Annotated in this window: 7 protein-coding genes, 4 pseudogenes and 1 other annotated feature; of the genes and pseudogenes, 3 read left to right on the top strand and 8 right to left on the bottom strand. The window is 69.6% G+C overall.

Features of this window, described 5'->3' with window-relative positions:
• Positions 1-106: 106 nt before the first annotated feature.
• From G4Q83_RS16150 to G4Q83_RS16120, 7 genes and pseudogenes are all read right to left on the bottom strand, one after another.
• A complete protein-coding gene (locus G4Q83_RS16150; RefSeq protein WP_128419349.1) occupies positions 107-1,531 on the bottom strand; it encodes a glycoside hydrolase family 28 protein in 1,425 nt (474 codons plus the stop codon).
• A gap of 175 nt (positions 1,532-1,706) precedes the next feature.
• Positions 1,707-2,138, bottom strand: a pseudogene (locus tag G4Q83_RS23545) (AcvB/VirJ family lysyl-phosphatidylglycerol hydrolase); the annotation flags it as partial.
• A 1,119-nt stretch (positions 2,139-3,257) separates the two neighbouring features.
• The gene (gene rodA / locus G4Q83_RS16140) at positions 3,258-4,364 is read right to left on the bottom strand and encodes a rod shape-determining protein RodA (RefSeq protein ID WP_128419350.1); all 1,107 of its coding nucleotides are present in this window, start codon (positions 4,362-4,364) and stop codon (positions 3,258-3,260) included.
• Positions 4,361-6,424: a penicillin-binding protein 2 gene (gene mrdA / locus G4Q83_RS16135; RefSeq protein WP_128419351.1), complete on the bottom strand. Its 2,064-nt coding sequence runs from the start codon at positions 6,422-6,424 to the stop codon at positions 4,361-4,363. Before mrdA ends, rodA begins: the two co-directional genes overlap by 4 nt.
• A 1-nt stretch (position 6,425) precedes the next feature.
• Positions 6,426-6,911 (bottom strand): rod shape-determining protein MreD, encoded by a 486-nt coding sequence (gene mreD, locus G4Q83_RS16130; RefSeq protein WP_128419352.1) that lies wholly within the window; start codon positions 6,909-6,911, stop codon positions 6,426-6,428.
• Positions 6,908-8,026, bottom strand: a complete 1,119-nt coding sequence (gene mreC / locus G4Q83_RS16125) for a rod shape-determining protein MreC (protein WP_128419353.1) — start codon at positions 8,024-8,026, stop codon at positions 6,908-6,910. The genes mreD and mreC overlap by 4 nt, the downstream gene beginning before the upstream one ends.
• 168 nt (positions 8,027-8,194) lie before the next feature.
• On the bottom strand, positions 8,195-9,241 hold the full coding sequence (locus G4Q83_RS16120) for a rod shape-determining protein (protein WP_128419354.1): 1,047 nt from the start codon (positions 9,239-9,241) through the stop codon (positions 8,195-8,197).
• A 262-nt stretch (positions 9,242-9,503) separates the two neighbouring features.
• Between G4Q83_RS16120 and G4Q83_RS16115 the strand changes: the two genes are divergently transcribed.
• Together G4Q83_RS16115 and G4Q83_RS23540 are read left to right on the top strand one after the other, a co-directional pair.
• Complete coding sequence (locus G4Q83_RS16115; protein WP_128419355.1) at positions 9,504-10,436, top strand: carbohydrate kinase family protein; 933 nt, start codon at positions 9,504-9,506, stop codon at positions 10,434-10,436.
• A 203-nt stretch (positions 10,437-10,639) separates the two neighbouring features.
• Positions 10,640-10,962 (top strand): annotated as a pseudogene (locus G4Q83_RS23540) (XVIPCD domain-containing protein); the annotation flags it as partial.
• Between the two features lie 166 nt (positions 10,963-11,128).
• Positions 11,129-11,244 (bottom strand) — a sequence feature (AL1L pseudoknot).
• A gap of 119 nt (positions 11,245-11,363) precedes the next feature.
• Here the strand turns inward: G4Q83_RS23540 and G4Q83_RS24750 are convergent.
• A pseudogene (locus G4Q83_RS24750) lies at positions 11,364-11,525 on the bottom strand (IS3 family transposase); the annotation flags it as partial.
• Positions 11,526-11,577: 52 nt separating this feature from the next.
• On the opposite strand from G4Q83_RS24750, the pseudogene G4Q83_RS16100 reads away from it, so the two are divergent.
• Positions 11,578-12,261, top strand: a pseudogene (locus tag G4Q83_RS16100) (DDE-type integrase/transposase/recombinase); the annotation flags it as partial.
• Positions 12,262-12,279 lie beyond the last annotated feature (18 nt).

The following is a 12,279-nucleotide window of genomic DNA, read 5'->3' as shown; positions in this document are numbered from 1 at the left end:
GCATCGGCGGCACCGCATGGCCGCGCGCCTGTCGGCATCGGCGCACTCGTCCTTCCCTGCCGCGCACGCGCCATGCGCGGCCCGGCCGACCGCGTCTGGACCGGCGCTACAGCGCCGGGAACGCCGGCTTGCTGCTGCACGCCGGCACCGCGCCGGCGAGCGTGGTCGCATGAATGGTGGCGTTGCTGTCGGCGGTCAACTGCAGGTTGGACCGGTACACGCCGATGCGCGCGTTGTTCGCCTTGAGCACGGTAACGTCCGCCGACACGTTGGCCAGCACCAGGTCCAGCGGCGCCGAAGCGTTGTAGCCCTGCACCGTATTGCCCTTGCCCTTCGGCGAATCCTGCACCATGAGGCCATTGACCACAATTTCGGTGAAGGCCGGCACATGGCCGCTGTGGCCGCCGCTGTACAGCGGGTTGACGACCAGCGCATTGGCCACGCCGAACAGGCAGGTGTTGCGGTAGGTGACGTCGCTGACCGCGCCGCCCTTGGCCAGGCCGGTCTTGATCCGCAGGCCGTTGCTGTCGGTGCTGGGCGTGCCGCTGGCGTCGCTGCCGACCAGGCGGTTGCCGTCGATCAGGATGTTGCTGACGCCGTACATCACCTCGCTGCCGATGGAAATGCCATGGGTGCCGTAGAAGCGCGAGTTGCGCACGGTGATGTTGGCCGATTGGGAGGCGATGGTCTTGATCGCCACGCCGTCGTCGCCGCCCATCACGTCGTTGTCGTGCAAGGTGGCGTTGGTGACGCTGTCCAGGTCCAGGCCATCGGTGTTGGGGCTGCTGGCCGGCGACTTGACCCGTATGCCCCAGATGGTGACGCCGTCGGCGATGTGCACGAACAGATGGAAAAACGGCGCGTTGACCAAGTTGACGTGGTAGAAGCTCACGTCGCTGGCGTTCTGCACCTTGATCAGGTCGGGGCTGCTCTGGATCAGTTTGCCGGCCTTGGCCTTTTCCCCGAACTGCCACCAACTGTCGCTGCTGCCGAGCATCGGCAGGTCGCCGCGGCCGTCGATGGTGCCCTGGCGGCCGGCGCCGTTGCGCACGCCCATCACCCCCAGCGACTTGCCCTTGAGGTTGATCAGCGCACGGCAGCCGCCGCTGGAGCCGGCGGCCTTGCCGCAGGTGGTGGCGCCGGCGATCTGATAGTCGGACGGCTTGCGCGAGCCGAACAGGGTCACGCCGGCGTCGATCAGCAGGGTCACGTTGTCGCCGATGGTCAGCGGTCCGCTGAGGAAGGCATTGCCTGCACCGGCGCGCAGCAACACCGCGGTGCGGCCACCGGCGGCACCGCAACTGTTCAGCGCGGCCTGGATGCGCGCGGTATCCGGCGCGCTCTGCTCCTGGGCGGCGCTGAAAGTGCGGTCGCGCGTCTGCAGCGTGGCGCCGACGGTCTGCGCACAGATGCGGGGGACGGTCGGCTCGGCGACCATGCGTGCATCGCCGGTGGCGGCGGATGCGTCGCGTGTCGCCAGCGCCAACAGGCAGCCGAGAACCAGAACCAGGGAAGTTGCATGGGATGTCATCGAAGAGCTCCAGGTGGAGTCTGCAGGAAGGAGGGCTGCAGGCTGGCCGCGCGAACATACTCAACATCGATTGCAGCAATGGGACTGCCGGCACCCTCCGCGAGCTGTCGCCTGCGATCGTCGCCAGCCTGGCCGGATGCTGGTCGAAATGGTGGCCGCCGTGCAACGCCACGATCTGCGCGCCGCTGTCGCGCAATACCGGGCACAGCGTGTCCTTTTCCTGGTCGCCGTACACGCACAGCAGCTGCGACGGGGGGATGCGCGCGATCTCCGGCAGCACCGGCCTGGCGTCGTCGGCATCGCCCAGGTCCAGCCAGTTGCGCACGCGGATCTGGAAATCGGCCTTGCGGCCGAGGCCGAACAGCGCCAACAGTCCCACCTGCGCGCGCTGCGCCGGCGGCAGCCGGTTGTACATGAACGGCATCGCGGTGGCACCGAAGGAATAGCCAAGCAGCAGGATCGTTTGCGGGTGCCAGCGCTGCCGGTAGTGGCCGATGACCCGGCGCAGGTCGGCGCTGGCCTGCGCCGGCGGCTTGCTGCGCCAGAAGTAGCGCAGGCTGTCCCAGCCCACCACGGCGATGCCCCGACGCTGCAGGGCCTCGGCCATGCCCTTGTCGATATCGCGCCAGCCGCCGTCGCCGGACAGCACGATCGCCAGCGGCGCGCCCGGCACGCGCACCGGCAGTTCGATCAGCGGCAGGTCGTGGAGCGCACCGCCGCTGGCCGGCGCATGCAGGTGCGCGGCCACGCGCGCGGCCAACGCCGCGCCCGGCGCGCCGGCGGCCGGCGCCGCGACGGTGTCGACGAAGCCCTGCGCCACCGCGGCGGCCGCGGTGCCGGCACAGACTTCGGTCGGCGCGGCGGCGACGCCGATCGCGCCGCCCAGGGTCGCGGCGGGCGCAGCGCCGACGATGCGCGCGGCCAGGGTCGCGGCGGTTCCGGCACCGGCCAGCACGGGCAGGAAATAGTGTTCGCCGTGCAGGTCGCGCTGCAACCGCCGGCTCAGACGCTCGGCATCGTGCCAGGCGTGCGCGCAGCCCATGCCGTCGTGTCGCAGCCGCGCCAGATAGCGGTCGCCGTCGACCACCGCGACCAGCGCGCCGGTCGCGGCGATCGGCGCCGCCGCGGCCTGGCGCTGCGCCGGCGTGCCGCTGGCGAGCAGGATCACCAGGCCCTGTGGCGGCACCGCCGGCTGCACCACGCTGGCGCGGCCGTAGCCGCCGCAGTGCAGCGTGCCGGATGGAAAGCAGTAGCGGACCAGCGCATAGCCACTCAGGCCCAACGCAACGCCGGCCAGCAGCAACCGTTTCAGGAATTTCATCGACACGCATCCATGCCGGCACAGCCGAGCGGACAGGAATCACAGGCAGACGGGAGAAGGGCTAAGGCCAGAACTGGAGCGGACCCGAATCGGCGTGCGCTGGCTCCCACGGCGGACGCGGACTGGCGGCACGGATGCCGCGCATGGCTTGCCCGGAACAGATCCTGCACTCACGACAGGCCGCGCCAGGCGGCACCGCGGCTTGGCATCGGCGCCAATTGTCCGCCGTGCCGACACGCGCTGCAATCGTTGGTCACATGGCTGCTTGCTCGAGGTTAAACCAGTGCCCACGACCGCCGACGCGCCGGCCGGTCGCGCAGAGCGCCCCGCGCGGCATCGGCTGACGGCAGTGCTGCGGCGCGTGCGGACACGCGCGTCGCCCACAGTCGGGACGGCCGGCGCACCCTAGTAGCCGTGCACCGGACGGTGCGCCTTGACCGCCATCACCAGGCCCAGGCCGGCCAGCAGCGACACGGCGGAGGTACCGCCGTAGCTCATCAACGGCATCGGCACCCCGACCACCGGCAGCAGCCCGGAGATCATGCCGCCGTTGACCAGCACATAGACGAAGAAGGCCAGGCCGATGGCGCCGGCGAGCAGCCGCGAGAACGTGTCGCGCGCCTGCGCGGCGATCCACAGGCAGCGCCCGATCACCACCAGGTACAGGACCAGGACCGTGGCCACGCCGATCCAGCCGAATTCCTCGCTGAGCACCGAGAACGCGAAATCGGTGGTCTGCTCGGGGATGAAGTTCAGGTGCGACTGCGAGCCCAGGCCCCAGCCCTTGCCGTGCAGGCCACCGGAGCCGATCGCGATCTTGGACTGGATGATGTTCCAGCCCGCGCCCAGCGCGTCGTTCTCCGGATCGAGGAACATCATGATGCGGTCCTTCTGGTACGGCCGCAGGAACCAGAGCCAGGCCGCCGGCGCGGCCGCGGCGACGCCGCCGACCGCGATGCCCACCCACCACCACGGCAGCCCGGCCAGCAGCAGCACGAAGCCGCCGCTGGCGGCGATCAGCACGCCGGTGCCGAAATCCGGCTGCAGCATGATCAGCACGGTCGGCAGGCCGATGATCGCCGCACTGACCAGCACCGTGGGCAGGCGCGGCGGCAGCGGCACGCGGTGCAGGTACCAGGCGACCATCATCGGCATGCTGATCTTCAGCAACTCGGCCGGCTGCAGGTAGAACACCTTCAGATCCAGCCACTGTCGGCCATACTTGCCGGTGCCCAGCGCGAACACCGCTAGCAGCGGCAGCATCGACAGCGCGTAGATCAGCGGCGTCCAGACGCGCAGGCGCAGCGCCGAGACCCGCGACAGGCACCACATCGCCGCGGCGCCGGTGGCGAAGCGGATGCCCTGCGCCATCATCAGATGGTTGCCGCCGGCACTCTTGAGCACGGCCAGGCCGATCACCATCAGCGCCGCCAGGGCCAGGCACAGCGGCCAGTCCAGGGTGCGGGCGAAGCGGCCGCCGAGATCGGCCAGCCAGCGCAGGAAATCCTTCATCGCTCGTCCGGGATCTCGTCAGGAATCGGCGGCGGCGCGGCCTGCAGCGGCACGGCGGCGGCGTCCACCTGGACCGGGCCGATCAGCACCGGGCACTCACCGGCCGCCAGCGCGATCGCGTCGGCGGCGCCGCGCGAGCCCGGATCCTCGGCGTAGTGCAGCTGGCTGCCGAACGCGGTAGCGCCGCGCAGGCTGTCCAGCGGCTCGATGCCGGCGGGCAGGCGGCCGAGCAGCCAGGCATCGAAGAGCTTGCGCGCGATCGGCGCGGCGGTACTGGCGCCGTAACCGCCGCCCTCCACCGCGATCGCCAGCGCGATGGTCGGGGCCTGGGCCGGGGCGAAGCCTTCAAACAGCGACCGATGCCGCAGGTGCATCGGCAGGCTGCGCGGATCCACCGCGGCCAGACCCTTGCGGCTGACCACCTGCGCGGTGCCGGTCTTGCCGGCCATCTGGTATGGGGCGCCGACGGTGATCGAGTAGCCGCTGCCGCCCGGGCGCATGGTATCCATCATGCCCTCGCGCACCGCCTGCAGATTGTCGGGATTGTCGCTGATCGGCTTGCCCGCGCCGAGCGGCACCGGCGCCCACGGCTGGTCGAATGCGCTGCGCCGGGCCATCACCAGGTGCGGGGTGCGCAGCCGGCCGTCGGCGACGCCCGACACGGCGCGCACCAGTTGCAGCGGCGTCACTTTCCAGTCGCCCTGGCCGATGGCGATGTTGACCGTGTCGCCGGGATACCACGCTTCCTTGCGGCTCTTCATCTTGTAGGCCGGCGACGGCACGATGCCGCCGCTCTCGCCCATCAGGTCGATGCCGGTGGGCGCGCCGAAGCCGTAGCGGGACATGTACTGGTCGACCTTGGTGATGCCCATGTCGATGGCCAGCTTGTAGTAGTACGTGTTGACCGACTGCGAGATCGACTTGCGCAGATCGGTCCAGCCGTGCCCGCCGCGGTGCGAGTCGCCCCAGCCGCGACTGACCCCGGGCAGGTAGAACATGCCGGTGGACAGGATCTTGTCCTGCGGACGGCGCGTGCCGCTGTCCAGCCCGGCCAGGCCCATGAACGGCTTGATGGTCGAGCCCGGCGCCACCCCGCCCAGCACCAGCCGGTTGAACTGCGGCCGCGACGGATCGCTGTTGAGCGCCTGGAAGTCGGCATGCGAAATGCCGTTGACGAACAGATTGGGGTCGTAGGACGGCAGGCTGACCATCGCCAGGATCTCACCGGTGCGCGGATCGATCGCCACCGCCGAGCCCTGGTAGCTGCCGAACGCGGCGACCATCGCGCGCTGCAGGTCGGTGTCGATGGACAGGCGCAGGTCGGCGCCGGACTGCGCCGGCACCCGGCCGACGGTGCGGATCGCGCGGCCCTGCACGTTGGTCTCGACCTTCTCGTAGCCGACCCTGCCGCGCAGCGCCTCTTCGTAATAGCGTTCCAGCCCGGACTTGCCGATGTGGGTCAGCGCGGCATTGCCTTCGCCGAGCATCTCCAGGTCTTTCTCGTCGATGCGGCCGACGTAGCCGATGATGTGCGCGAACAGCTCGGCGTAGGGATAGTGGCGGGTCAGGTACGGCTCCAGCTCCACGCCGGGGAAGCGCCAGCGGTCCACCGCGAAACGCGCGCGTTCCTCCTCGCTGACTCGCAGCTTCAGGGTGATCGGGCGGAAGCTGCGGCTGGCCTTGCGCGCGGCCTGGAAGCGCTCGAGGTCCTCCGCCGACAGCGCGATGACCTTGCCCAGTTCGGCCAGCAGCGCGTCCATGTCGGCGACTTTGTCCGGGGTCACGTCGAGCCGGAACGCGGGCACGTTCTCGGCCAGCAAGCGGCCGTTGCGGTCGTAGATCATGCCGCGCCCCGGCACCACCGGCCGCGGCTTGATGCGGTTGGAGTCCGAGCGCGTCGCGTAGACGTCGTGGTCCAGCACCTGCAGCTTGAAGTACCACGCGCCCAGCCCGACCAGCGCGCTCAGCACGCAGAGGAAGCCCAGCACCGCGCGGCGCCGGAACTGCTCGGCCTCGGCATGGGGGTTCTTGTGCATGCGGCGCGGCGCGTTCAGGGCCATGCTACTTGCTCCGCCGGCCCAGCCGCAGCGCGTCCAGCAGCACGAACAGCGGCGGCCACAGCGCCATGCCCAGCAACGGCGCCCACCAGTAGTTCCACGGCAGCGTCGGCTCGCCCACCGCCAGGTGCACGGCTGCGGCGATGATGCGGTCGTTGACCAGCAACCCGCCGATCGCCAGCGCCTGCTGCGACATCGGGAAGAAGCGGATGCGCGCGCGGAAGCGCTGCAGGATGAAGCTCAGGATCACCAGCCGCAGCGCCTGCTCGCCGAGCACCCCGCCGTACAGCAGGTCGGCGACCACGCCGACGGCGAAGGGGAAGCCCAGCCCGACCTTGTCCGGGGTCTCGATGACCCAGTACGCCACCACCAGCGCCAGCCAGTATGGACGCAGCGGCTGCAGCACCAGCGGCAGCGGCAGCAGGCTCAGTACCAGCGCCAGGACCACGCTGACCGGCAACACCCAGCCCTTGCTGCGCAGGCGGCTCATTGCGGCGGCTCCTGCGGAGCCGCCGGGACTTGGGACGCGGGACGCGGACGGCCGGGACCGGGGACCGGGGACCGGGGACCGGGGACCCGGTCAGCAGCGGAAGCCCGGTCGGATACCGAGCCAGCGGTCGGCGCAGAAGCTGCCGCCGCAGCGGCCACAGAACCACGCCCTTGCGCCGGCCCATGCGTCGCATTGCTGTCATTGCCGTTGCTGTTGCCGCTACCGGGCCCCCGGTCCCCGGTCCCCGGTCCCGGCCGTCCGCGTCCCGCGTCCCGAGTCCCGAGTCCCGGCTTCAGCAGCAACACATCCCGCCCCCGGTCCAGCTTCGCCGCCGGTTTCAGGGCGCCGACCAGGAAGGCGTGGGTGTCGTCCGGGCGCAGCGCCGACACCGTGCCGACCGGGAAGCCGGCCGGGAAGCGCCCGCCCAAACCCGAGGTGACGATCTCGTCGCCGACTTCGACGCCGGCGCTGAGCGGCACGTTGCGCAGTTCCAGGGTGTCGCCGCGGCCATAGACGATCAGGCGCACGCCGTTGCGCGCCACCACCACCGGCACCGCGTGGTCCGGGTCGGTCAGCAGCAGTACCGTGGAGTGCAGCGGGGTCACCTCGATCACCTGGCCCATCAGGCCGCCGGCGTCGATCACCGCCTGGCCGACGTGCACGCCGTCGCGGCTGCCGGCATCGAGCACCAGGCGCTGCCGGGTCGGGTCCAGGTCGATGTCCAGCACAGGCGCCAGCTGCACGTCCAGGCCGCGGCGTTCGGCCACGCCCAGCAGCCCGCGCAACTGCGCGTTGTCCAGCGCCGCGGTCTGCAGCCGGGTCAGGCGCGCCTTGGCGATCAGCAGTTCGTTGCGCAGCGCGCGGTTTTCCTTGACCAACTGCGCATGGCTGGCGGCGTTCTCCTGCACCTGCGACCCGAGCCGGCCGGGCAGCCCGGCCAGCGCCCAGACCGGCTGCACCAGCAGGTTGGTCTGGCTGCGCAGGCGCGCCAGCCAGCCGGCCTGCGCATCGAGCACGATCAGCACCACCGCCAGCGCGAGGTAGGCCAGCAGGCGCGGCGTGCTGGCGGCTTCGCCCGGGCGGGCGGTGACGGGAGGACCGGCGTAGGGAGGCACGGGCTAGAGCCGGGAATGGGGAATCGGGAATGGGGAATCGGAAAACAACAGCGCGCTCCCGGCTCGATCAGGCCCAGGCGCAGGCACGGTGGCGGACGTGGCGCCGGCAATGTCGGTGCGGATGGGATGTTCGATTCCCCATTCCCCATTCCATTCCCGGCCTCATCATCACTCCGGCGCGAAGAACTCGTTGCCGTGCATGTCCACCAGCTCCAGCGCGCGGCCGCCGCCGCGGGCCACGCAGGTCAGCGGGTCGTCGGCGACCTGCACGTGCAGGCCGGTCTCCTCGGAGATCAGCCGGTCCAGGTCGCGCAGCAGCGCGCCGCCGCCGGTCAGCACGATGCCGCGCTCGGCGACGTCGGCGCACAGTTCCGGCGGGGTCTGCTCCAGCGCCAGCTTGACCGCCGAGACGATCCCCGACAGCGGCTCGTGCAGGGCCTCGAGCACCTCGTTGGAGTTGATCTTGATCATCTTCGGCACGCCCTCGGCGAGGTTGCGGCCGGAGATCTCCATCTCCTGCACTTCCGCCTGCGGGTAGGCGCAGCCGATCTCCAGCTTGATCCGCTCGGCGGTGGCCTCGCCGATCAGCATGCCGTGGTTGCGGCGCACGTAGTTGGTGATCGACTCGTCGAAGCGGTCGCCGCCGATGCGCACCGACTGCGAGTAGACGATGCCGTTCAACGAGATCACCGCCACCTCCGTGGTGCCGCCGCCGATGTCGATGACCATCGAGCCGCGCGCCTCGGTCACCGGCATGCCGGCGCCGATCGCCGCGGCCATCGGTTCCTCGATCAGGTACACGTCGCGGGCGCCGGCCTCTTCGGCCGATTCCTTGATCGCGCGGCGCTCGACCTGGGTCGAGCCGGCCGGCACGCAGACCAGCACGCGCGGGCTGGGGCGCAAGAAGCGCGACTTGTGCACCTTCTTGATGAAATGCTTCAGCATCGCCTCGGTGTAGGTGAAGTCGGCGATGACCCCGTCCTTCATCGGGCGGATGGTGGTGATGTGGCCCGGGGTGCGGCCGAGCATCTGCTTGGCCTCGGCGCCGACCGCGGCCACCGAGCGGGTGCCGCCGATCGCGCGGTCCTGGCGCACCGCGACCACCGACGGTTCGTTCAGCACGATGCCCTGGCCGCGCACGTAAATCAGAGTGTTGGCCGTGCCCAGATCGATGGACAGGTCGTTGGAGAACATGCCGCGGAGTTTCTTGAACATCGGGGGATTGGGTCCTGGGTGGCGCGCGCGGTCGCCAGAATGGCGAAAAAATGGGCAGAAAACGAGGTCCGCTAGACTAGCAACCCACCCCGGTGCGGGCAAGGAAAATTCTCGCTGAAACCGCGCGTTGCGCGCTCCCGGCGAGACCGTCGCAGATCGCGCTTGTGGCCGTGCCGGGCGGCAGCCGTTACCCTTTGCGCCGCGGCGACCCCGCGCTGTGCCCGCCTGAATGCGGGCTCTTCCTTTCGCCAAGGCCTGCCCGATGTCCGCACTGATCTGTGGTTCCCTCGCTTTCGACACCATCATGGTGTTCCCGGACCAGTTCAAGAACCACATCCTGCCGGACAAGGTGCACATCCTGAACGTGTCGTTCCTGGTGCCGCGGATGCGCCGCGAGTTCGGCGGCTGCGCCGGCAACATCGCCTACAACCTGCACCTGCTCGGCGGCCAGCCGATCCCGATGGGCACGGTGGGCCAGGACTTCGGCCCGTACCGCGAGCACTTCGAGTCGCTGGGCATCGACCTGTCGCGGGTCAAGGTGATCGAGGAGCTGTTCACCCCGCAGGCGTTCATCACCACCGACCACGACAACAACCAGATCACCGCATTCCATCCGGGCGCGATGATGCGCAGCTACGAGAACCATGTAAGGGACGTGCCCGGCGTGACCCTGGGCCTGGTCGGCCCGGACGGACGCGAAGGCATGATCCAGAACGCCGAGGAGTTCGCCGTCGGCGGCATCCCCTTCATCTTCGACCCCGGCCAGGCGATGCCGCTGTTCAACGGCCCGGAACTGCGCACCTTCATCGAACAGGCCGACTACGTGGTGGTCAACGACTACGAGTCCAGCCTGCTGCAGGAGCGCATCGGCTGGAACGAGCAGGACATCGTCGCGCGGGTGCAGGCCTACATCACCACCCAGGGCCCGAAGGGCGCGCTGGTGTACACCCCCGAGAAGACCTACGACATCCCGCCGGCGCACGAGCGCCGCGTGGTCGACCCGACCGGCTGCGGCGACGCGTTCCGCGCCGGCCTGATCTTCGGCATCCAGCGCGGCTGCGACTGGCTGACGATCGGACGGATGGGGAACCTGATGGGCGCCTTGAAGGTCGAGCACCCCGGCACCCAGAACCAGCGGTTCGACTTCGCCGAGTTCAACGACCAGTTCAAGCGGCAGTTCGGCTACGCGCTGTAAGCGCGGTCTGCGGCGGCGCCAGGCCGCCGCGAGCAACCGGCCTGGCGGCTGCTTGCGGGCCATGGCCCCGCGTCTACACTCGCGCGGTCCGCATCGGTGGAGGATGCCGTGGGACATACGCTTCTTCGGGCCGGCGGGCGCCTGGCCTCATCGAAGAACACCAGCCGCCCAACAAACGCCGAGCCTGACGCTGCCGAACAGCCAGAAGACCAGCACAATCGCCGACCTGCAACGCGACGGCAAGGCGATCAAGGCCGACGACAACCGCGCGCTGGACGAGCCAGAACCACGCGCTGCTCAGGCAGATCCGCGACGGCGTAGGCAGGATCGACCAAAGCATCGGCAAGCCGTACGACGAGGCCAGCGAGCACTGAGCCGGGCCGCGCTGGCGGCATGCCGGGACAACAGCGCGATGCATCCGGGCAAGGACGGCTCGCTCGCGTCGAACGCCCTGAACCGCGCGGACCACGTCGTGCTGGGCGACAAGGGCAATCTGTTCGTGGTCCAGGGCGACATGCGCGATCCACCGTGCACCGCGCCACCTGCCGGCCTTCCCGCAGCAACTGCTTGCACACCTTGCGCACACCGTCGACCTGGCGGTTCTGGTCCCGGACACGGCGGATCTGCGCCTCCAGCGATCCGGGCGAGCGTCGGGATCGGCCTCCCGGGCCGCATGGCTGTAGACCCTCGACCGCGCCATCTCCAACACCCGGCAGATCGGCTCGACTGCGTCGGTGGCGCGATGCGCCGCAACCAACCCCGTCATGGCGTGAAACGGCGGTCCAGCCCCGCCTGGGCGAAGGACGCCGACGCCTTGCGCAGGATCTCCTTGGCCCGGCGCCGCTCCCGATTCTCCCGCTCCAACGCCTTCATCCGCGCTCGCTCCTCCGTCGTCAGGCCTGGGCGCAACCCTTGGTCGCGCTCGGCCCGGCGCACCCACCAGCGCAACGTCTCGGCCGCGCACCCGATCTTCCCGGCAATCGACGCGAGCGCCGCCCACGGCGAACTGTGCTCGCCTTGATGCTCCAGCACCATCCCAACTGCCCGCTCCCGCACGTCCGGGCAATACGTCACTGCCTGCTTGCTCATGACGCCATCCTCTCAACAGTTGGAGATTCCAAGTATCCCGGGGCGGTTCAGTGTCTCTCGCCCGGGCCTGGACCGGCGCCTGCGCCGCCCTGGGGCGGGCAACCTTAACGCCCTCAAACCCCAGGAGCCTGCGGTGGCCCCCAGGACATTCAAGAGCTACGAGCCGGGCGATGTGCATGTGGACGTGAAGTACCTGCCGCAGATGCAGGATGAAAGCAGCCGACGCTACCTGTTCGTGGCCATCGACCGGGCCACACGAGGGGTGTTCGTACAACTCGAGGCCAACAAGACAACCGCCAGTGCACAGGCCTTCCGGAGAGCCTTGCACAAGGCCTGCCCGATCAAGATCAGCAAGAGGCTGACCGACAACGGCAAGGAGTTCACGGATCGCCTGTTTGCCAGCAAGGAGCGCGAACCCAGCGGCCACCATGAGTTCGACCGACTGTGCCAGGAACTGGGCATAGAGCACCGGCTGACCCAACCCAGGACCCCGAGAACCAACGGCATGGTCGAGCGGTTCAACGGCCGCATGGCGGACGTTCTGAAGACCCACCGATTCCACAGCCGTGAAGACAGGGAGCAGACCTTGCTGCGCGATGTGGCCTTGTACACCCCCCCGTTGCCGCAGTCGGCGCTGCGCAGCAAAACGCCTGTGCAGGCCATGAAGAACGGGTGCCAGGAGCATCCGATCCTGTTCCACAAGCGGCCAGATGATCGGCCGGGATGCGACAACTAGGCATGGCCTGCAACTCAG

This window comes from Xanthomonas theicola, from assembly GCF_014236795.1.
Lineage (GTDB): Bacteria > Pseudomonadota > Gammaproteobacteria > Xanthomonadales > Xanthomonadaceae > Xanthomonas_A > Xanthomonas_A theicola.
Note: the sequence above shows the minus strand (reverse complement) of the source record. Positions and strands in the feature narration are given on the sequence as shown.